General features: G+C 50.5%; 19 protein-coding genes. 9 read left to right on the top strand and 10 right to left on the bottom strand.

The genetic code is table 11. The annotated features are described in order from the left end of the window. Positions 1 to 109: 109 nt before the first annotated feature. Positions 110 to 1,219 (bottom strand): methyl-accepting chemotaxis protein, encoded by a 1,110-nt coding sequence (locus ABIE10_RS02220; protein WP_094761295.1) that lies wholly within the window; start codon positions 1,217 to 1,219, stop codon positions 110 to 112. Positions 1,220 to 1,629: 410 nt separating this feature from the next. Here ABIE10_RS02220 and ABIE10_RS02215 point away from each other — a divergent pair, with 410 nt between their 5' ends. Together ABIE10_RS02215 and ABIE10_RS02210 are read left to right on the top strand one after the other, a co-directional pair. Then, positions 1,630 to 3,744, top strand: a complete 2,115-nt coding sequence (locus ABIE10_RS02215; RefSeq protein WP_429154551.1) for a putative bifunctional diguanylate cyclase/phosphodiesterase — start codon at positions 1,630 to 1,632, stop codon at positions 3,742 to 3,744. Positions 3,745 to 3,811: 67 nt separating this feature from the next. After that, entirely contained in the window at positions 3,812 to 5,044 is a 1,233-nt protein-coding gene (locus ABIE10_RS02210) for a GGDEF domain-containing protein (RefSeq protein ID WP_016156622.1), read from the top strand. A gap of 12 nt (positions 5,045 to 5,056) precedes the next feature. Here the strand turns inward: ABIE10_RS02210 and smrA are convergent, their stop codons facing one another. Further along, complete coding sequence (gene smrA, locus ABIE10_RS02205) at positions 5,057 to 5,620, bottom strand: DNA endonuclease SmrA (RefSeq protein WP_181636651.1); 564 nt, start codon at positions 5,618 to 5,620, stop codon at positions 5,057 to 5,059. 213 nt (positions 5,621 to 5,833) lie between these two features. Here smrA and ogt point away from each other — a divergent pair, with 213 nt between their 5' ends. The 3 genes from ogt (at position 5,834) to uspE (ending at position 8,398) form a co-directional block, all read left to right on the top strand. Beyond that, a complete protein-coding gene (ogt, locus tag ABIE10_RS02200) occupies positions 5,834 to 6,349 on the top strand; it encodes a methylated-DNA--[protein]-cysteine S-methyltransferase (RefSeq protein ID WP_016153203.1) in 516 nt (171 codons plus the stop codon). A 194-nt stretch (positions 6,350 to 6,543) separates the two neighbouring features. Next, entirely contained in the window at positions 6,544 to 7,296 is a 753-nt protein-coding gene (gene fnr, locus ABIE10_RS02195; protein WP_003020397.1) for a fumarate/nitrate reduction transcriptional regulator Fnr, read from the top strand. A 151-nt stretch (positions 7,297 to 7,447) separates the two neighbouring features. Continuing rightward, entirely contained in the window at positions 7,448 to 8,398 is a 951-nt protein-coding gene (gene uspE / locus ABIE10_RS02190) for a universal stress protein UspE (RefSeq protein ID WP_016153204.1), read from the top strand. A 48-nt stretch (positions 8,399 to 8,446) separates the two neighbouring features. Here the strand turns inward: uspE and ABIE10_RS02185 are convergent, their stop codons facing one another. Next, entirely contained in the window at positions 8,447 to 8,707 is a 261-nt protein-coding gene (locus ABIE10_RS02185; RefSeq protein WP_003020403.1) for a DUF2534 family protein, read from the bottom strand. A gap of 243 nt (positions 8,708 to 8,950) precedes the next feature. On the opposite strand from ABIE10_RS02185, the gene ABIE10_RS02180 reads away from it, so the two are divergent. Then, the gene (locus tag ABIE10_RS02180; protein ID WP_016153205.1) at positions 8,951 to 9,982 is read left to right on the top strand and encodes a mechanosensitive ion channel family protein; all 1,032 of its coding nucleotides are present in this window, start codon (positions 8,951 to 8,953) and stop codon (positions 9,980 to 9,982) included. A 201-nt stretch (positions 9,983 to 10,183) separates the two neighbouring features. Here the strand turns inward: ABIE10_RS02180 and ABIE10_RS02175 are convergent, their stop codons facing one another. Beyond that, on the bottom strand, positions 10,184 to 10,591 hold the full coding sequence (locus tag ABIE10_RS02175) for a cupin domain-containing protein (RefSeq protein WP_029139554.1): 408 nt from the start codon (positions 10,589 to 10,591) through the stop codon (positions 10,184 to 10,186). A 215-nt stretch (positions 10,592 to 10,806) separates the two neighbouring features. Further along, positions 10,807 to 11,190 carry a VOC family protein gene (locus ABIE10_RS02170; RefSeq protein WP_047358107.1) on the bottom strand — a complete coding sequence of 128 codons (384 nt, stop codon included), beginning with the start codon at positions 11,188 to 11,190 and terminating at the stop codon, positions 10,807 to 10,809. A gap of 117 nt (positions 11,191 to 11,307) precedes the next feature. On the opposite strand from ABIE10_RS02170, the gene ABIE10_RS02165 reads away from it, so the two are divergent. After that, on the top strand, positions 11,308 to 12,078 hold the full coding sequence (locus ABIE10_RS02165) for a DeoR/GlpR family DNA-binding transcription regulator (protein ID WP_065554831.1): 771 nt from the start codon (positions 11,308 to 11,310) through the stop codon (positions 12,076 to 12,078). 108 nt (positions 12,079 to 12,186) lie between these two features. On the opposite strand, the gene mppA is transcribed toward ABIE10_RS02165, so the two are convergent. Then, on the bottom strand, positions 12,187 to 13,800 hold the full coding sequence (gene mppA, locus ABIE10_RS02160) for a murein tripeptide ABC transporter substrate-binding protein MppA (RefSeq protein WP_016153209.1): 1,614 nt from the start codon (positions 13,798 to 13,800) through the stop codon (positions 12,187 to 12,189). Positions 13,801 to 13,984: 184 nt separating this feature from the next. Here mppA and mpaA point away from each other — a divergent pair, with 184 nt between their 5' ends. Next, positions 13,985 to 14,713, top strand: a complete 729-nt coding sequence (gene mpaA / locus ABIE10_RS02155) for a murein tripeptide amidase MpaA (protein ID WP_016153210.1) — start codon at positions 13,985 to 13,987, stop codon at positions 14,711 to 14,713. Here the strand turns inward: mpaA and ycjG are convergent. Continuing rightward, on the bottom strand, positions 14,688 to 15,653 hold the full coding sequence (ycjG, locus tag ABIE10_RS02150; RefSeq protein WP_153690324.1) for an L-Ala-D/L-Glu epimerase: 966 nt from the start codon (positions 15,651 to 15,653) through the stop codon (positions 14,688 to 14,690). The genes mpaA and ycjG overlap by 26 nt on opposite strands. Positions 15,654 to 15,768: 115 nt before the next feature. Between ycjG and tpx the strand changes: the two genes are divergently transcribed. After that, complete coding sequence (tpx, locus tag ABIE10_RS02145) at positions 15,769 to 16,275, top strand: thiol peroxidase (RefSeq protein ID WP_016153212.1); 507 nt, start codon at positions 15,769 to 15,771, stop codon at positions 16,273 to 16,275. A 725-nt stretch (positions 16,276 to 17,000) separates the two neighbouring features. On the opposite strand, the gene tyrR is transcribed toward tpx, so the two are convergent. The 3 genes from tyrR to ABIE10_RS02130 form a co-directional block, all read right to left on the bottom strand. Continuing rightward, a complete protein-coding gene (tyrR, locus tag ABIE10_RS02140; protein WP_016153213.1) occupies positions 17,001 to 18,545 on the bottom strand; it encodes a transcriptional regulator TyrR in 1,545 nt (514 codons plus the stop codon). Positions 18,546 to 18,692: 147 nt separating this feature from the next. Next, positions 18,693 to 19,754: a TIGR01620 family protein gene (locus ABIE10_RS02135; protein WP_429154545.1), complete on the bottom strand. Its 1,062-nt coding sequence runs from the start codon at positions 19,752 to 19,754 to the stop codon at positions 18,693 to 18,695. Continuing rightward, positions 19,751 to 21,148 carry a YcjX family protein gene (locus ABIE10_RS02130; RefSeq protein WP_016153215.1) on the bottom strand — a complete coding sequence of 466 codons (1,398 nt, stop codon included), beginning with the start codon at positions 21,146 to 21,148 and terminating at the stop codon, positions 19,751 to 19,753. Before ABIE10_RS02130 ends, ABIE10_RS02135 begins: the two co-directional genes overlap by 4 nt. Between the last annotated feature and the right edge of the window lie 35 nt (positions 21,149 to 21,183).

Raw genomic sequence — 21,183 nt, 5'->3', positions numbered from 1 at the left:
ATATGTTAAGCAATATCTCATTGTCCCATTGTGCTGAAATGATTCATAAAAAGTATCTGATAATAAGAAAAGCGCCGACGAATGCGGCGCTGGTTACGAGATGCCCCTCTCAGGCCCGCTGGCGTCTCTCTGATTCAAGCGCATGACTTAAGCGAAATTTATGCGTTCGCGATTGAAGGTCAATCACCTGATTTTTCAGGATACCTGATGAGTCAGAAAGCTCATCAACCATAATGGCATTACTTTGGGTGACGTTCTCCAGTTCGGCCAGAGCATGGGTAATTCTGATAATTCCTTTCTCCTGCTCCTGCGTAGTGGTTAATATCTCGCCCATCAGTTGGTTTAATTGCCCGGCTCCCCCGACAATATCATGCATGTTTTTCTCAGCTTCACGCACAATAGCCGCGCCTTGCTGAACATTTTGATGGGTTTGAGCAATCAGTTGCTTAATATTCTTAGCTGCATCTGCACTGCGGTGTGCAAGCATTCTTACCTCACCGGCCACCACAGAAAAACCTTTGCCATGTTCACCGGCCCTTGCAGCTTCCACAGCAGCATTCAATGCCAGAATATTGGTCTGGAATGCAATACCATCTATCAGCGTAATAATTTCTGTCATTTGCTGTGCGCATTCGGTGATTGAACGCATATTTGTCGCAACCTGCACCATTAATTCGCCACCCTGACGGGCGCATTGCGTGGCAATTGTTGCCTGGGCGCTGGCTATTTGCGTGTTATCAGCATTATTCCGCGTATTAACCGCTATCTCATCCATGTTGGCAGCCGTCTGCATTAATGCTCCGGATTGCTGTTCTGTTTTCACTGAAAGCTCGGCGCTGCGTTCCGCCAGCTGTTCAGAAAGCGTCATCGCCGTTTGCGAGGATGTTCTGATCTCATTAACGAGTGCTGAAATATTACTTGATAAGCTATTGATGCCAGGAATTAGTCTACCCGCACAGTTATTCCCAAATTCGGGAATACTGATTGCCAGATTCCCGGATGTTACTTCTTCAATGCTTCTTTTAACCGTATTAATCGGCATGACCAGATATTTCGTCATGTACCACCACAAACATAATATAGAAATAATGCTTACCGCATTAGTGCCAATAATAATTTCTGGGGTAGCCGAAAAAATCATTTCAACAACATTGAGCGCAACCGCTGTAATGAGCAGAAATAAAATAATAAAGGTTCTGACGCTAATATCATTTAACATTTTAACCCTGTGCACCAAGAAATAACGTGGATGTTATTTTTATAGCATCTGCAATACAGATTTCCATTGCTCTGTGACGAAAGCTGAACTTTCAATGAGAGCCGACAGACCTTTAACTTAAGTCAATAAATTACACTGTCTATTTATAATAGGTCAGCATTTTATCCCGACAATGGCGGTAATGTTCCCCACCATCAGATTATTGTGATGGCGAGCACGTGACGAGCATAAAACACACAGAAACATAATTTTTATGAATACTTATATAAGTAATGGCTTGTCATTTTCAATATCTTGCCCTTCGCTCTAATACTCATTGCAAAAACACAAGAACATTCCTGGTTTTATCAGGTTAACTGGACAAAACCTGCTAGATTTATCATCACGGCTTTTTTTCGATAGGTAGTAAGATGTTGCACGTGTCGTGGGACCCTGTATTGATTGGGATTTCCTTTGTTGTCGCATTTATTGCCTCCTTTATTGCCCTCGACAGCGCGGGTAAGGTAGCAATCTCCAGCAAACGTGAATCTACCTTCTGGCGGCTATCTGGCGGCGCTACGCTGGGTATGGGCATCTGGTCGATGCATTTTATCGGTATGCTGGCCATGAAAATGACTATGCCGATCAATTATCACCTATCACTCACCGCGTTTTCGTTCTTTATTGCGCTCATTTCTGCAACTCTCGCCATCAATATCGCTATTTCCGGTAATACGCTATCAACAAAACGACTGGTCATTGCCACCAGCATATTGAGTGCCGGCGTTGTCACGATGCACTATGTTGGCATGTATGCCATTATCGAACATGTGGCCATCTCATGGGATCGCTCGCTGATTTTGCTCTCTGTAATTATTGCCGTCGTTGCGTCTGGCGTAGGTTTATGGCTGGCCTTCCATTTACGCCAAAACACCCGTCGCGTGCTGATTAACCGACTTATTGCAGCCCTTATTATGGCGCTGGCAATTGCTTCTATGCATTACACCGGTATGGGAGCGGCAACGTTCACCCATTTTGGACACACTGCGCACGATGGGCTCAGTACGCTGGAACTCTCTGTCTGGGTCTGCGCCGTCACGCTAATTATTTTGGGTATCATGCTGGTCGTCTCGATGGTGGATTCACAACTGCGCACTTCCCGACTGGCTGACAAACTGCATCAGTTGAACTGCCAGCTTGAACATCAGGTCCACTTCGACGCGCTGACCGGACTTGCTAATCGAACGCAAATAGATACCCGCTTACAGGCCTGCCTGCGGCATTCCAAATTGCATCAACAGCATTTCGCGTTGGTATTTATCGACCTCGATCGTTTTAAAGTCGTTAACGATACCTGGGGGCATCACATCGGCGATCAACTGCTGATTGCCAGTACACAGCGTATCTACAGTTGCCTTGATGATTCAATGACGCTGGCAAGACTGGGGGGAGATGAATTTATCTTGCTGGTTCCAGACTGCAACCCGCAGGCTATCTCCGCCTTGCTTGCGCGAATTTCAGATGCGATCGGTGACCCCTTTACCTTATTCGGTCATACGATTCGGGTTTCGTTAAGTGCGGGGAGCAGTATTTATCCCGAACATGGCTCGACACTGCATGAGCTAAAAGTGAAGGCCGATATGGCGATGTATCATGTCAAACAGGCGGGTAGAAACGGCTGGGCTATTTATAGTCCCCAGATGGAAGCTATCGCTGATACGCCGCCGACATTTCTACAGGAACTTTCACAAGCGCTTGAACGCAACCAGTTTGAGCTATGGTATCAGCCTAAATATACCGCCGGAGATCATTCCCTGACTGGTTTTGAAGCGTTATTACGCTGGCATCATCCGGAGCGCGGCATGCTGCTACCGGCTGAATTTCTGCCTGCGCTGGAAGAAACGGGCCTGATTATTCCCGTCGGCAAATGGGTTATCCAACAGGCATGTTTGCAGTTGCATCAGTGGACATTACAAGGGAATACAGAATGGACGCTCGCCGTTAACCTCTCCCCTGCCCAGTTTGAACAGCATGATATTATTGATGTTGTTTGCAACGCCCTGGCGCAATACCAACTTTCACCTGCCTGTCTCACGCTGGAGCTCACGGAGAGCACTGCACTTAAAAATTTAAAACGCAGTATTGAAATCCTGAATGCTTTTTCGGCTTTGGGGATCACCGTTTCTATTGATGATTTCGGCACTGGTTATTCAAATATATTGATGTTGAAGTCACTCCCGGCACGGGAATTAAAAATCGACAGGATATTTGTCAAAGATATTAGCGAGAACAGTAAAAATACAAAAATTGTGTCTACCATTATTGACATAGCTCACTCCATGAATATGCGCGTGGTGGCTGAAGGAATAGAAACTCAGGAGCAGGAAATACTTCTTACCCAGATGGGGTGTAGCATGCTGCAAGGTTTCCTGTTTGCAAAACCGCTGCCAGCGCATAAGATTCATGAACTGATCCAATCAGAAAACAGCATCAAACAAAAGCCAGTCGTACAACCCTTGTCTCACCGACAATCAATAACTTTGTGAGACTGTAATATCTAAAATATTCGCCATTAAACGGGCAACACAGCAGATAAAGATAACGGGATTATCGATGAGCACAACCGAGCTGCATTCACTGGATTTGTTAACCTTTCCGGTGTGGATTGTTTCGCCACAAACCGAAGAACTGGTGTTCGCTAATATCGTTGCACGTGAGTTAATGCAGGATCTCTGTTTTTCCCCACTGCGCAAAGGCATATTCTCAACGCATTCTCAAAATGATTTAACAATGTATCTCAGTGACTTGAGCAATCATCATCACGTTGTTGAGATCCTCACGGTTTACCGCGATGGTGAGGAAATCGCGTTGGCCAGCCGCCTGTCCATTAAATCTCTGCCGGGCGTGGGGGATGTTATCCTTTTCGAAGGCATTGAAACGCCTACTGCGCAAGGTCTGAAAGCCAGCCGTTCAGCAACTTATCAACGAAAAAAACAGGGCTTTTATGCGCGTTTTTTCCAGACAAACTCCGCGCCAATGTTACTGATTGATCCGTCCCGCGATGGCCTGATCGTTGATGCAAACCTCAGTGCCCTGAATTTTTATGGTTACAACCTTGATGTGATGTGCCAGAAACATACCTGGGAGATCAACATGCTGGGCCGCCATATATTGCCGGTAATGCATGAAATCGCCCATCTGCCCGGTGGCCATAAGCCTTTGCACTTTGTCCATAAACTGGCAGACGGCACCTCACGTCATGTGCAAACCTACGCCGGACCGATTGAAATTTACGGTAATAAACTCATGTTGTGCATTATTCATGACATTACCGAACAAAAACGGCTGGAACAGGAGCTTGAGCATGCCGCTCTGCGTGACCCTTTAACGGGATTACTTAATCGCCGACATTTTTATCAGGTAACCGAGCCGGAGCAGACGCATGCGGTATCATTGACGCAGGACTACAGTCTGTTGTTGATCGACACCGATCGTTTTAAAAGCATTAACGATCTCTTCGGTCATTTAAAAGGCGATGAAGTGCTTTGCGCTCTGGCCCGCACACTGGAATCCTGTGCACGAAAAGACGATCTTATTTTTCGCTGGGGTGGTGAAGAATTTGTGCTGCTGCTACCGCGAACCTCGCTGGATGTCGCCCTCAATCTTGCAGAAGTGATCCGCGCGACGGTAGCCAAGGTTACTCTCCCTGGTCTTCCCCGCTTTACCGTCAGCATTGGCGTTGCGCGGCACGAAACGAACGAAAGTATTGATGAATTATTCAAACGCGTGGACGACGCGTTGTACAAAGCCAAGCACGAAGGCAGGAACAGAGTATTGGCCGCCTGATAAATACGTTGCTCAGCGGCTGCGCTTAGCGTGACGCTCCCAGTTTTCCTGTTTTGCCTGCGCGGTTTTACGTAATGCCACATAGCATGCTCCGCTGCCGCCGTGATGCGGCAAAGCGGCGCAGTAGGCCTGGACGTCATCAAATTCTGTCAGCCAGCGCGCCACATAGCTGCGAACAATATTGGCATGAGCGTTATCGTCACGCCCCTTACCGTGTATCACCAGCACGTTACGTAATCCATCTTGCTGTGCCTGTAGAATAAAACTGAATAGCATCTGGCGGCATGTTTCTACGGGCTGGCGGATGAGATTAAGGCTCGCCTGCTGCGGATATTTTCCGGTTCGCAGTTTGTCAGTCACGCCGTGCTGTAAACCTTCGCGACGAAACTCCAGCGGCTCGTTCAACGGGATAATATCGAGAAACCCCGTCGTGAGAAAGTTATCCAGTTGAAGCGTATCGATACGCGCCGGAGTGCGGATATTACGCGTTGGCTGCCAGTGTACATTGGCGCAGCCCTTCAGCGGTTGGACATCCCCCATAGCATCCAGAAACAGCGAAGCATCATCAAGATTCATGTTTCTTCCTCCAGCGAATTACGACGAGCATTATCATAACCGCGCACTATTATACCGACAACGGTTTACGATTATTTCCAATAATTCACCCGGCTCGCTCCGCTGAAAAGATCTACTCACGACATACAGATATCCGTTTTTAGGGGTATAGCTGCGACTGTCGCTGGCGTGATAATGTGTAACCTCGCCTGAACGCTGTAATGAGAGAAACGGATGCTGAACTTACTGGAAGATACCATCGACACGCCGCTGGGCCCGCTGTGGGTTATTTGTGATGAGCAATTTCGCCTGCGCGCGGTGGAATGGGATCAGCACCGCGATCGCATGGAACAATTGCTGGATATTCATTACCGCACAGAAGGTTATCAGCGTATTACAGCTAAAAACCCAGGCGGATTAAGCGATAAACTGTCGGAGTATTTTGCCGGGAATCTCAGCATTATTGACACGCTGGAAACGGCAACGGCTGGCACGCCTTTCCAGCGTGAAGTCTGGCAAGCATTACGCACTATCCCGTGTGGGCAGGTCATGCACTATGGTCAACTGGCCGAACAGTTAGGGCGCGCCGGTGCTGCAAGAGCCGTCGGTGCGGCCAATGGCGCCAACCCGGTAAGCATTGTGGTCCCCTGCCATCGCGTCATTGGGCGTAACGGCACCATGACTGGATATGCTGGCGGGGTACAGCGAAAAGAGTGGTTATTGCGTCACGAAGGCTATTTGCTACTCTAGATTCCAGGCAATTAATGCCTTATTCGTCACACTTTCGCATAATGTGACCACAAATTTAATGCGGTTAATCAAGGAGATACAAACATTCATTCCGGTTATACCTGAATTATTCTCTATTGGGAGTAGCTCAGGCTTACGTGCTCACCAAAAAGATGTTAAAATTGACAAATATCAATTACGGCTTGAGCAGACCTATGATCCCGGAAAAGCGAATTATACGGCGCATTCAGTCTGGCGGTTGTGCTATCCATTGCCAGGATTGCAGCATCAGCCAGCTTTGCATCCCGTTCACACTTAACGAGCATGAGCTTGACCAGCTCGATAACATCATCGAGCGCAAAAAGCCTATCCAAAAGGGGCAAACGCTCTTTAAAGCAGGTGATGAACTTAAATCACTCTACGCTATCCGCTCCGGAACGATTAAAAGCTATACCATTACCGAACAAGGCGATGAGCAAATTACCGGCTTCCATCTGGCGGGTGATCTGGTCGGTTTTGACGCGATTGGCAGCGGACATCACCCGAGCTTTGCCCAGGCGCTGGAAACCTCAATGGTTTGCGAAATTCCTTTCGAAACCCTTGATGACCTGTCCGGAAAAATGCCGAATCTGCGTCAGCAGATGATGCGTCTGATGAGTGGCGAAATCAAAGGCGACCAGGATATGATCCTGCTGTTGTCGAAGAAAAATGCAGAAGAGCGCCTGGCGGCCTTTATCTACAACTTGTCTCGCCGCTTTGCCCAGCGCGGATTCTCGCCTCGTGAGTTCCGTCTGACCATGACCCGCGGCGACATCGGTAACTACCTGGGTCTGACGGTTGAAACCATCAGCCGCCTGTTGGGTCGTTTCCAGAAAAGCGGCATGCTGGCAGTGAAAGGCAAATACATAACTATTGAGAATAGCGACGCGCTGGCAGTTCTTGCTGGCCACACGCGTAATGTTGCGTAATCTTTCCGCAAGCATTTCTGTTATCCTTCTGTCAAATCGCTAAATTTTCCCGATTTATTGATCTGGCAGGAGGTTCTCCCCTGTTTCAATCCACATTATTGGGTTACTCTTTTAATTACAAACTGCGATGACAGTTGTAAGGAGACCCTGTATGGCTATGTATAAAAATATGCTGGTCGTCATCGATCCAAACCAGGACGATCAACCAGCATTACGGCGAGCTGTTTATTTGCATCAACGGATTGGTGGCAAAATTAAAGCCTTTTTGCCAATCTATGACTTTTCCTACGAGATGACTACCCTGCTGTCGCCCGATGAGCGTACGGCAATGCGTCAGGGGGTCATCAGCCAGCGAACAGCATGGATCCGTGAACAAGCAAAATACTACATCGAAGCAGGGATCCCTCTTGAAATTAAAGTGGTATGGCACAACCGTCCCTTTGAAGCCATCATCCAGGAAGTCATTAGTGCTCAGCATGACCTGGTCCTCAAAATGGCACACCAACACGACCGCCTCGAAGCCGTAATTTTCACGCCTACCGACTGGCATTTATTGCGCAAATGTCCAAGCCCGGTATGGATGGTTAAAGACCAGCCATGGCCTGAAGAGGGTAAAGCGCTGGTTGCGGTGAACCTCGCCAGTGAAGAGCCTTATCACAACGCGCTCAATGAAAAACTGGTCAAAGAGACGCTGCAACTGGCAGAACAGGTTAACCATACTGAAGTGCATCTGGTTGGCGCCTACCCTGTTACGCCAATCAATATCGCAATTGAACTACCTGAGTTTGACCCCAGCGTTTATAACGACGCGATCCGTGGACAGCATCTGCTGGCCATGAAGGCGTTGCGCCAGAAATTCAGTATCGATGAGAAAGTGACGCACGTTGAAAAAGGATTACCTGAAGAGGTCATTCCTGATTTAGCCGAGCACTTGCAGGCAGGTATTGTGGTACTGGGTACCGTCGGTCGTACCGGTATTTCTGCCGCGTTCCTTGGTAACACCGCTGAACAGGTTATCGATCACCTACGCTGCGACCTGCTGGTCATCAAGCCGGATGAATATCAGACGCCAGTTGAACTGGATGACGAAGAAGACGATTAACCACACAACTCAATGCCGGATGGCGATCTCATCCGGCATAACAAACGCTTAGTGTTGCTCCTCGCCGCCGAGGAAATAGATTCCCAGCGGGATAGCCAACAGAATCGTAAACACCATGCTGTAGACACAAATCATTGCCGATTGAATGGCGTACATTGAAGCGGTCCAGTCGGATAGCGGAATGTCATACTGTTCAATCACACCACCGATCGTCGCTCGCGTCACGACCGACGCTGCGATAATAAACACCCCAAGCAGGCACAACAGAAACTTCCGTCCCTTCGCTGTCTTCAGCTTAGCCATGATCATAGTACTGTCCTTTTGCAGATGAAAACCTTGTTACTTTGCGCTAACAATACCATGACATCAACTGACTGTCTGCTACATAAACCGCTTTCAGGGTGGATACCAGCGCTATTTCGCCGAAAATAGCGCTAATTGCATTATATATCTCCCCTATGGATTAATGATCTGACCGCCAGAACTGAGTAAAATATTCGAGGATTAGGATATCAGAAGATATTTCACTACCACGGAGCTGTTGAAAGAATCATGATCGCTGAACTGTTTATAAATAATGCGTTTAATTTGACGGTAATTCTCAGCTGCTGTGCCGCGCTGGTTCTGATGAGCGTCTGGTATCATCGTGGAGAGCGTCGCTGCAAAGGATTCATATTTCATGCCGCGCAATTTCTTGTCTATGCCATTATCATCGGGACGTTAGGCAGTATTGCTAATAACGTTATCGAAAATTACAGCCTGAAATTTATCTCCTCCAGCGTGGTCGACTTTATCTGCACCTCGTTGATTGCGCTGATCCTTACCATCAAACTTTTTCTGGTAATTAATCAGTTTGAAAAGACGCAGATTAATAAAGGCAGAGATATCACCAGCGCGAGGATCCTGTCGCGCATCATCAAAATTACCATCGTGGTTGCCATCATTTTGCTGTATGGCGAACATTTCGGTATGAGCTTATCCGGCCTGTTAACCTTCGGCGGCATCGGCGGTATCGCTGTAGGTATGGCAGGCAAAGACATTCTGAGCAACTTTTTCTCAGGGATTATGCTCTACTTCGACAGACCTTTTAGCATCGGCGACTGGATCCGCTCCCCGGACCGCAATATTGAAGGTACAGTTACGGAAATCGGCTGGCGAATGACCAAAATAAACACCTTCGATCATCGTCCGTTATATGTCCCGAACTCGATTTTCTCCTCTATCAGCGTAGAAAACCCAGGAAGGATGACGAATCGCCGCATCAAAACGGTGATCGGGTTACGATATGAAGATGCTGATAAAGTCAGTGCCGTTGTCGAGTCGGTCAGAGAAATGCTGCAAAACCATCCGGGAATAGACCAGAAACAAACCCTGCTGGTTTATTTTAATGAATTCGCCGATTCATCGCTGAATATCATGGTGTATTGCTTCACGAAAACCACCGTGTGGCAGGAATGGCTTGCGGTACAGCAGGACGTTTATTTAAAGATTATTTCGATAGTCAAGGCACACGACGCCGACTTTGCGTTCCCCAGCCAGACGCTGTATATGGATAATCCTGAAGTATCGCCATCGACACACTAACAAAAGAAAAGGCGCGGAAATCCGCGTCTTTTTTCTGCACTTATTTCAATGAGGCAATATCAATGACAAAGCAGTACCAGCGCCAGCGTTGGAATATACGGATTCAGGTCATGTAGATACGGGACTGTATCAATAATCAGCTCAAAGTGATTCACTTCGGGCATCGGATTCTTTACCTGCAGAACGCGTGCCCCGCACAGCTCAGGGGAGCAGGTTGTACTCAGTGTCGCTTACCGGTTCAAGCCACTCGTTCGATGCGCCAGCTGCCGGGATTTCCACAGCGATATGGGCAAACCAGCTATCACGCGCGGCACCGTGCCAGTGTTTCATTCCCGCCGGGATGTGTACGACATCACCAGTTTTCAGTTCGCGCGCCGGTTGATTCCACGCCTGATACCAGCCTCTGCCGCCGGTCACCAGCAAGATTTGTCCCCCTTGATGATGGATATGCCAGAAGTTACGACAGCCCGGCTCAAATGCTACGTTACCAATGACCACGCCTTCCATGGAGAGCATAGTCAGATAGCTGTCGCCAGTGAAATATTTCGCATACGCTTCATTTTTCTCTCCGCGAGGAAAGACGCTGTTACCATCAAATTGTTGACTCATAATCTCCGCGCCGGCGCTGGAGACGGTATTCCGTTGATTTTGCATTTCGACTCTCCAAAACGGTGGCAGCACGCGCCACCGATGCTGAAAACTATAAAAATTATAGAGACTCGACAGGCGGGTGATTAGAGGTGAAAAGAAGGACAACCTTATGAATCATGCTCATCAATAGTCGGTAACAGGTACAACATTTCTACTGGAGATGGCGTGAAGCCTTAGGCCACAATTTCAATCAAGTTGCCGTCAGGATCGCGTATCACCGCTTCGTAATAGCCATCACCGGTGGTGCGCGGGCCAGAAACTAATATCCCCTGTTCTTTTGCACGCATCGCCATGGCATCAACGTTTTCACTGCCGCCAACTGAAATGGCGAGATGCACCCAGCCTGAGGTGTTATTGTCGGGAGCATGTTTTGTCAGTCCAGGCTTAGTCATTAACTCAATCGCGATATCCTCACCAATTTTGACAAAATAGGATTCAAATCCAGGATTGGTTTTACTGCAGTATTTTTCGTTGATCTTTGCGTCAAAAAACGTGACCCAGAATTGAGCTTGTTGCTCAAGATCCCGTGTCCATAACGCCACATGCGCAACCTTCATAGCTAACCTCTTCTTGTTGTATCCAAACAATAGGTTCCCTAAAGGGATGTTGACATCGTGAACCATAATGCACAATTATGCTTGTTATTGCTCGATGTTTATTTCACTGGAGTATTGATGCTCGATTACGCAGCATTCCCTGAACAGCGCCAGGCGCTTATCTATCAGATCTTGCAGGAAAACGGCAGAGTCATCTGTTCCGAACTCGCCAGTAGGTTAGGCGTTTCGGAACATACAATCCGTCGCGATCTGCATGAACTGAGTAAAGATGGCGTGTGTAAAAAAGTCTATGGCGGCGCAGTCATTGCACTCCCTGAATCCGAAGACATCACCGTGCGCAAGAGTATTAATGTGGCGAAAAAGAGCAACATCGCGCAGAGATGCGCCCGGATGGTCAAATCCGGAAGCTGCATTTTTATCGACACGGGCAGTACTAATCTGGCGATGGCTGAAGCCCTACCCGCCGAGCTGGCGTTAACCGTGGTAACAAATTCCCCGGAGATTGCCGCCGTTTTACTAAAAAAACCACTGTTTGACGTCATTATGCTGGGCGGCGCGGTGCAACGATCTTCTGGAGGGTGCGTGGGTGCCACCGCTATCTCGCAGGTGCAGGGCATTTTATTCGATCAGGGATTTATTGGCGGCTGCGCGATGTCGCCTGAATCCGGCTTAACCGGATTTGATTACGCGGATTGTGAGTTCAAAAAAGCGGTGATCAAACAGTGTAATGAAACTATTGTCGCGCTGACGGCTGAAAAGATCCCGGCCGTCGCCCGTTATGTTGTTACCGAAAGCAGCAATATCGATGTAATTGTCGTCGAGGAAAATATCAGCAAAGAGTATGCCACGGCGTTTCAGGCGCACGACATTCGTATTTATACAGTGTAACCCATTCTATTGGGTGATACCTTTTCCATTGCTTTCATGACTCACCTTCCCCACAGCCTTGCCTGTTCGGGAAATCGCCAATGCAACGTCCCGAACAGGCCAGCTATATCAGTGCTTCACAATATACATTGTGCGGCTATAAGCCACATCTTCAGGGTTAGTAATCGGATACCCTTTCAGCCACGGTTTAATTAAACGCCCGTTGGTGTACTGATAAATCGGCGCAATGGGAGCCTGTTCCATCAGAATGTTCTCCGCGGCGTTATAATCAGCATTGCGCGCTTTCTGCGTATTCTCCAGGGTTGCCTGGGTCAACACTTTATCGTACGCCGGATTATTAAAGCGGGAGATATTGCCCGTATGGGTTGATGTTAATAGCGACAGGAACGTAGATGGTTCATTGTAATCGCCCACCCACGAGGCGCGGATCACATCAAAATTGCCGGTATTGCGGCTATCGATATAAGTTTTCCACTCCTGGTTTTGCAGTTTCACGTCAACGCCGAGATTTTTCTTCCACATAGACGCGACAGCAATAGCAATCTTCTGATGATTTTCAGAGGTGTTATACAGCAGCGTCAGTTTAAGTGGTTTCTGTGGACCATAGCCCGCCGCACGCAGCAGCGTTTTCGCCTGCGCGTTCAGCTCTTCCTGACTCATTTGCTCAAACGGTGAAGGTTCCGGCACAAACCCTGCCGTTACATCCGGCGTAAAATGCCATGCGGGCTTTTCGCCGGTACCCAGAACTTTCTCCGCCATCAGGCGACGATCGATAGTCATGCTGAGCGCCAGGCGCACGCGTGAGTCGGCAGTCGGTCCCTTCTGGGTATTAAAGGCATAGTAGTAAGTGCCAAGCTGCGGCGGGGTATAAACCTGGCCCGGGATGTCCTTCAACAGTTTCTGATACATGTTTTTCGGGAAAGACTCGGTAATATCGATATCACCAGCAAGATAGCGCTTGGTCGCTGCCGATTCCTGGTTAATAGGCAGGAAGGTGACTTTTTGCAGCACCGTTTTGGCGTTGTCCCAATAATGCGTGTTCGGCACAACGTCCAGTTTTTCGTTCACCACACGATCTTTGAGCACATAGGCGCCGTTACCAATTAGATTGCCCGGTTTGGTCCAATCTTTACCGCTCTCAACGTTAGCTTTTTGTACCGGATAGAAAGCAAAACTCGCCGTCAGATTGGCAAACCATGGCAGCGGTTTATCCAGTTGGACCTTCAATGTACGCGCATCGATCGCGCTAACGCCGAGCTTATCTGGCGAGGCTTTTCCATCGATGATCGCCTGTGCGTTGTTAATACCCGCCAGCGCAGCAAACCAGGCAAACGGCGACAGCGTTTTCGGGTCAACCAGACGCTGCCAGCTATAGACAAAATCCTGTGCCGTTACCGGCGTACCATCTGCCCATTGCGCATTATCGCGCAGCGTAAACGTCCAGATACGGTTATCGTTGCTTTTCCACTGAGTGGCAACACCGGGCACAATCTCGCCCTTCTCATTCTGGTTGACCAGCCCTTCAAATAAATCACGAATAACCTGAATTTCAGGAAGCCCGACGGCCTTTGCCGGATCCAATGACGCCGGTTCGTCTTTGATATGACGCACCAGTTCTTGCTTTTCTGCCAGTACCGTTCCGCTGGGAACATCAGCAGCCCAGGATAATGAAATGCTGCTTACCAATAGCGCACAACAGGTTACTGAAACAGAATGCTGCATAAAATACCCTCAATTCCGGCTACTAAGTGAATGTGTAATTATTTGTATCGCCAGCAGGAAATGCAATTAACTTTCGACAATGAAATAATATTACATCTGAAAAGATAAGTGTGTGAAAACGATTTGATTATCCATACATTTTGCACAACACTGCGAGTAACAATCCACGCATTCAGAGATGACTATGACCGTTACCCGACCCCGTGCCGAGCGCGGCGCATTCCCACCTGGAACCGAACATTACGGACGTTCATTATTAGGCGCGCCGCTAATCTGGTTTCCCGCAATGGCGGCCGATCGTGAAAGCGGTCTGATACTGGCAGGAACGCACGGCGACGAAAACGCATCGGTTGTCACCCTTTCCTGCGCATTGCGTACGCTTAATCCTTCCTTACGTCGTCACCATGTGGTGCTGGCGGTTAACCCTGACGGTTGCCAGCTCGGGCTGCGCGCAAATGCGAACGGAGTGGATCTAAACCGTAACTTTCCCGCTGCCAACTGGAAAGCGGGTGAAACGGTGTATCGCTGGAACAGCAGCGCAGAAGAACGCGATGTGGTGTTGTTGACCGGCGAAAATCCGGGCTCAGAACCAGAAACCCAGGCGCTGTGCCAGCTTATTCACCGAATTCATCCTGCGTGGGTGGTCTCTTTTCACGATCCGCTGGCCTGTATTGAAGATCCCAGACGCAGCGAATTAGGCGCGTGGCTGGCGCAGTCGTTTGAATTACCCCTCGTCACCAGCGTAGGTTATGAAACGCCCGGCTCATTTGGAAGCTGGTGCGCAGACCTGAACTTACACTGTATAACCGCCGAATTTCCGCCCATCTCTTCAGATGAAGCGAGCGAGAAATACCTGCTGGCCATGTCCAATCTCCTGCGCTGGCACCCTAGAGATGAAGTTGTCCGGTCGTAAAATGCAGGGCCGGCTCCGCGTCGCTGGCAAGCCAGGTCGGGCCATCAAGATCGGCAAATTTAACCTGCGGCGTAAGGGGTAACGCCGCGCCAATCGCCCGGGAAGTACACAACATGCAGCCCAGCATTAGCGTAAATCCCTGCTCGCGGGCTTCGGTTGCCAGCGCCAGCGCCTCCGTCAGGCCGCCTGTTTTATCCAGTTTGATATTGACCATTTCATAGCGCCCGTGCAGCGCTTTCAGGCTGCTGCGGGTGTGGCAGCTTTCATCTGCGCAGATCGGCAGCGGATGCACAAAATTTTCCAATGCGGCATCGTCCTGCGCTGGCAGCGGCTGCTCCAGCATCGCCACCCCTAAATCAGCCAGCAGCTGGCAGCGCGCCGCCAGACCTTCTGCCCGCCAGGATTCATTGGCGTCGACAATAATCGTTGCATCAGGGACTGCGGCACGAATAGCAACCATCCGCTCGCTAATCAAGCGCGCATCCAGTTTAACTTTTAGCAGTTTCGCGCCATTTTCCCACAGTGCAGCCGCACTCACCGCCATTTGTTCCGGCGTGCCAATCACCACGGTTTGCGCCGTCGTCACCACTTCCGCCAGCTCACTTCCCACCAACTCTGCCAGTGACAATTGCTGTTGACGCGCACTCAGATCCCACAACGCGCAGTCCACAGCATTACGCGCGGCTCCCGCTGGCAGCAGCTTTTGCAGCTCTTCACGCGTCAGTCCATTTTCCAGTTGTGGGGCAATGCTCATAATTTGCGCCAGCACTGAGGCATCGCTTTCACCATAGCGCGGATACGGTGTGCACTCGCCGATACCCGTGACGCCGTTTTCTGCCACTTCAACCACTACCACATGCGCTTCGGTTCTGCTCCCACGGGCAATAACAAAGGGAGTGTGCAGCGGCCAGGCTTCCTCATACACCTTAACTGTTCTCATTTGCTTTCCTTAATGCAGTCCCTGAAGCGGATATCCGCAAATAGCGTTTGCCGTGTTAACTGCTGATGGCATAAACTAGCCTCGACGTTAACTATATGTAAACAGGAAGATAACCATGTCACAAACCGTTCATTTCCAGGGCAACCCGGTTACAGTTGCCGGCTCAATTCCTCAGGCTGGAAGCAAAGCTCAGGCTTTTACCCTTGTGGCTAAAGACCTGTCTGACGTTACGCTGGGCCAGTTCGCAGGCAAGCGCAAAGTGCTGAATATTTTCCCAAGCATCGATACCGGCGTTTGTGCGGCATCGGTACGTAAGTTTAACCAACTGGCGACAGAAATCGACAATACCGTCGTACTGTGCATTTCGGCCGACCTGCCATTCGCCCATTCACGTTTTTGCGGCGCGGAAGGTCTGAGCAACGTTATCACGCTGTCCACCCTGCGCAACGCAGAATTTCTGAAAAACTACGGCGTAGAAATCGCTGAAGGCCCACTGAAAGGTCTGGCCGCACGTGCCGTGGTCGTTATTGATGAAAATGACAACGTCGTTTTCAGCCAACTGGTCAATGAAATCACCAACGAGCCAGACTACACTGCTGCGCTGGACGTACTGAAAGCTTAAGCCACGTCTTGCACATACGGAGGTAATGAATCTGTTGCCTCCGGCGTATTGCTACGTTCACCTTATGTTTGTCACTTCTCTGAGGCAATACAACCTGTGAACGTGTTAAGGGTACTATCGCCGTACCCTTAACAATCCCGGCTCCCGGCTGGAAAATTGCCGCTCCGCGGTTCCCTCCGTTTATTCCTCCAGGCTACCGGGCCGGGCGCGAGGTAGCATCCCTGCAAAACGCGCCCTGAACCCGCATCCCTGCGGGTTCTCCCGGCCTTACGGAAACACGTCGGCAATTTTCAGCCGGACCAGCCCACACCTGACCTCCTGCACTTTTATTGGAATATATCTGAACAGCAAAACAGATTTAACTGGAAGTCAGTGCGCAGCAGCGATGACCCCGGTCCGGCTGAAAATCGATGAGGCGTTGACGGCTGACCGGGTCTGCCCGCAGGGATGCGGGCAGAGGGGGCGGCCTGCAGGGACGCAGGCCCGGCCCCGACCCGACAGGCAGACGGCATAAGACGAATGAATCGCACAGCGACGATTTTCCCGCCGGGAGCCTGGGTTGCAAGGGAGGCGGCGGTGAGCCTCCCTTGCACGTTCACAGATATCTGCGCTTCAGAAAAGTGATACCACTGAGGTGAACGGAACCCTGAGCCGAAATCACATGTTCTCCATAATGCTTAACTGACAAGCATTACTCCGGCCAGGAGGCATTTTCATTTACCGCGTTACTCTTCGCTTTTTTTCTGCTGGCTCAGGCCGTATTCACGTAATTTGTTGGCAATCGCGGTGTGCGAAACGCCGAGACGCTTGGCCAGTTTGCGCGTGCTGGGATAATTCATATAAAGCTGCGTCAGCACAGAGCGTTCAAAGCGGCTGGTAATTTCATCCAGCGATCCTTCCATCACCTCTTCTCCGACCGCAACCGTTGCCGCATCGTAATCCGGCAGTAAAATATCCTGCGGCCGCAGCTCATAGCCTTCAAGCTGGGTCAGCGCCCGGTAGATGGCATTTTTAAGCTGACGCACGTTGCCCGGCCAACCGTAGCGGGTTAACACCGTGCTGAGATCGGCAGACAGCTTCGGACGCGGCACGCCCTGCTCGTCGGCGAAGCGCGCCACAAACAGTTCGGTAAGCGGCATAATATCCTGCGGGCAATCGCGTAGCGGCGGCAGATTTAGCGTCAGTACATTCAGACGATAATAGAGATCTTCACGGAAAAGCCCTTTCTGCACCATTTCCACAAGGTTTTTTTGCGTCGCGCAAATCACGCGGACATCAACATGAACTTCGTGATCTTCTCCCACGCGGCGGAACGTGCCGTCATTGAGAAAACGCAGCAATTTGGTCTGCATACGCGGCGACATTTCGCCAATTTCATCTAACAGAACCGAGCCGCCATTCGCCTGCTCAAAGAAGCCTTTTTTGCCTTCCGGGGCATGGCCAAACAACTCACTTTCGACCGCATCTTCAGGAATTGACGCGCAGTTCAGCGCCAGATACGGCTTCGACGCACGCGGGCTTGCCAGGTGGCAGGCATGGGCAAAGAGATCTTTGCCGGTGCCGGTATTACCAGTAATCAGCAGCGGCGCACTCAGTGTCGCCAGCTTACGCGCCTGTTCCACTACGTGTTTCATTTTGGCGCTGACGGCAATAATCTGGCTAAACGCGCTCAGATCCTGCGTAGTCATATTTTGCAGCTGACGCCCCATTCGGATGGTGGATCGCAGCATGACAACAGCACCAGTCAGCATCTGCTCCTGATTTTCACCCTGCAAATGGACAGGCGTAATCTCCATCAGGAAGTTCTGTCCGTTAATTACGACATGCTCGCTATGAGAATCCTGCGGATTGCTTTCGAGCCAGCGCTGGAAGTTAAACCCATTGATTAACTGGGCGGCGGTATGATTGCGCATCCGATCCTGAGTGTGCGCGAAAAGCTGGCAGCTCGCAGGGTTCGCCATCTCGATTTTGCTTTTCATATCCAGAGAAAGGACCGGTTCTGGTAACGCCTCAAGCAGCGCGCTCAGCGCAAGATGTTCTCGTTCGGAAGGCATCCAGGGCACGGTACGCACATCCGTGACCCCTGAAATACGGCGGATTTCAGCCATCAGGCTACTGAAGTTGGTGAACTCCAGTTCCGCAAAATTGAGGTAAATCCGCCCGATGGGGTCAATCTCGATACCGCGTAAATCAATGCTTCTCAGCACCAGTAAATCGAGCAATTCGCGGGTCAAACCAAGTCGGTCTTCACAAAAGACTTCCAAACGCATAGGAACCTTCACCTGGACAAGGGATTATGTATTAAATGATAAGACAGTATTGGGTTTGCAGGAAGAACTCTGTCAACAAATATTGACAGCTTGCTGGAAAATCAGGCGCCGGGACGTAAAGTTAAACGACTGGCGCCCAATTTTTAGCTAACTTTCGCGCGGAGATTTGTTCTTTTGTAAGGTTTCTTTCACCTGACCAATCAGTTGACGGCGAAAATCGCCCAGTCGTGGCTTATCGTCATCGATCCACGGTAGCGGTCGGCAAAGTTCCATGGCTTTAATACCCAGACGCGCCGTTAATAACCCCGCGCCAATACCCTGCGCGGCACGCGTCGATAAGCGAGCGGCTAAATCCTGCGACATCCAGTCCATTCCCACTTCCCGCACCAGCTCACTGGCCCCGGCAAAAGCGATATTTAGCAGCACCAGGCGGAACAAACGCAGGCGGCTGTAATAACCGAGTTCAATGCCATACAGCGATGCGATGCGATTAATCAGCCGCAGGTTTCGCCAGGCAATAAACGCCATATCCACCAATGCCAGCGGACTGACGGCAATCATCAGCGTGGACTCCGCCGCTGAACGGCTAATCTCACGTCGGGCCTGCGCGTCCAGCACCGGCTGCACAAGATGGGCATACAGGCTGACGACTTCGCGATCGTTCTGCGTTTCATGAATTGAGGCATACCAGCGCTGTAGCGCCGGATGGGACTGATCGATACCCGCCTGCTGCGCCAGCTTTTCACAAAATGCACGACCTTTTCCGGTTCCATGGCTGTGGAGCAGATCTCGCGCTTCATCACGCTCGTGCGCACGCTGGCGCAAACGCCATAGCCGACGCCACTCGGTCGCAACCGATCCGACACCTGCGCCGATAATCAATGCGCCAGCGGCACATCCTCCCAGCGCGACCCAGTCCTGAGTCTGCCAGGCATTCATGGTCCATTGTACGCCCTGAGCGACAACGCTCGCGCCAAACAGCGCCAACCCACCCATCACCATTTTGCGCCACAAACTGCGTTTGGGGCGTAGGGCCGCATCAATGACGGCCTCAGCCTGACCTTCGTCTTGCAGAGGTTCATCCACTGTCGCCGGAGAAAAAGTCTGCGCCTCTGTTTCGTTGAACATCTGCTGCGTTTTAAACGCCGCGTTTTGTTCCACGTCCAGCGGACCTGAGAAATCGATACGCGGTTTTAACGGCTCGCTCATCGCAATTTATCTCCTATTAAAAACTCCATCGCGGCATCAAGACGAATATGCGGTAAGGGTTTATCGACATCCATAACCTGCGGGCGAAACGCCTCAAACTGAAAGCCCTGACTGTCCCAGAATGCTTGTCCAGGTAAACGCGCGGGCACTTCCCCCGGATAAACGGTTAGCGGTTCACCATCGCTCAGACGATGACCACGCAGCGCCGGGATCTTTTCGCCCTTCACATCGATCAGGCCGCTGGTGGTTGCCTGTACTGATGCCAGTCCCAGACAATCCATGCTGATACCTTCGAACGCAGCGTTTTGCCAGGCGTCCTGGATCAACTGCTGCAATAACGACACCATATTGGCGTGCTGATCGACCGTGACATGGTCGGCTTTGGTGGCGGCAAACAGCAGTTTGTCGATCACCGGGGAAAACAGCCGACGAAACAGCGTGCGCTGTCCATAATGGAAACTTTGCATCAGTTGGGTGAGTGCCAGACGCATGTCGTTAAACGCCTGTGGCCCGCTGTTGAGCGGTTGCAGACAATCGACCAGCACAATCTGACGGTCAAAGCGCAGGAAGTGATTCTTATAAAATCCCTTCACGACTTTTTCACAGTAATAATTAAACCTGTCGCGCAGCATGCCCGCATTGGTGTGTTTGTCTGCCTGCGCCAGCTTCGATTCCCCCCAGGCATCAACGTCCGGCCACGGGAAGAACTGCAGCGCAGGCGCGCCCGCCATATCTCCAGGCAGAACAAAACGGCCCGGCTGAATAAAATGCAGTCCCTGCTGCTTGCACTGGTGCAGATACTCCGTCCAGGCGGCAGCGATTTCCGCCAGACGGTTTTCATCAGCAGGCGCCAGCGGATCCAACCCCTGGCATAACTGCCGCCATCTTGCTGACCATTCGCCCCGCTGTCCCTGTAATAATCCGGTCATTTGCCGCGACCAGCTGAGATAATCCTGGGCCAGCATCGGTAAATCGAGCAGCCACTCCCCCGGATAATCGACGATTTCCAGGTACAGCGTGGAGGTGTCTTTAAAGTGGCGTAGTAATGAATCATTGGATTTGTAGCGCAGCGCGAGGCGTATTTCACTCACACCGCGCGTAGGTGTCGGCCAGGTCGGCGGAGAGCCATACAGCTGCGCCAGTCCCTCATCATAGGTAAAGCGCGGAATACCAAAATCGCGTTGTGGAACCCGTTTAACGCCGAGCAGACGCTCTTCGCGCACGCAACTGAGCAACGGCAGACGCGCACCGGCATGAATATTGAGTAACTGGTTTACCATCGCGGTGATAAACGCCGTCTTACCGCTACGGCTAAGTCCGGTGACAGCCAGGCGCAAATGCCGGTCTACGCCGCGATTAACCAGCGAATTGAGTTCATTTTTAAGTCGCTTCATCGCCATCCCGTTTTGCTGAAGGAACCGAAGAAATT

Origin of the sequence: Citrobacter sp. 506 (assembly GCF_050434985.1) — a bacterium.
Taxonomy (GTDB): domain Bacteria; phylum Pseudomonadota; class Gammaproteobacteria; order Enterobacterales; family Enterobacteriaceae; genus Citrobacter; species Citrobacter braakii.
This window is presented reverse-complemented; position numbering and strand designations above follow the sequence as displayed.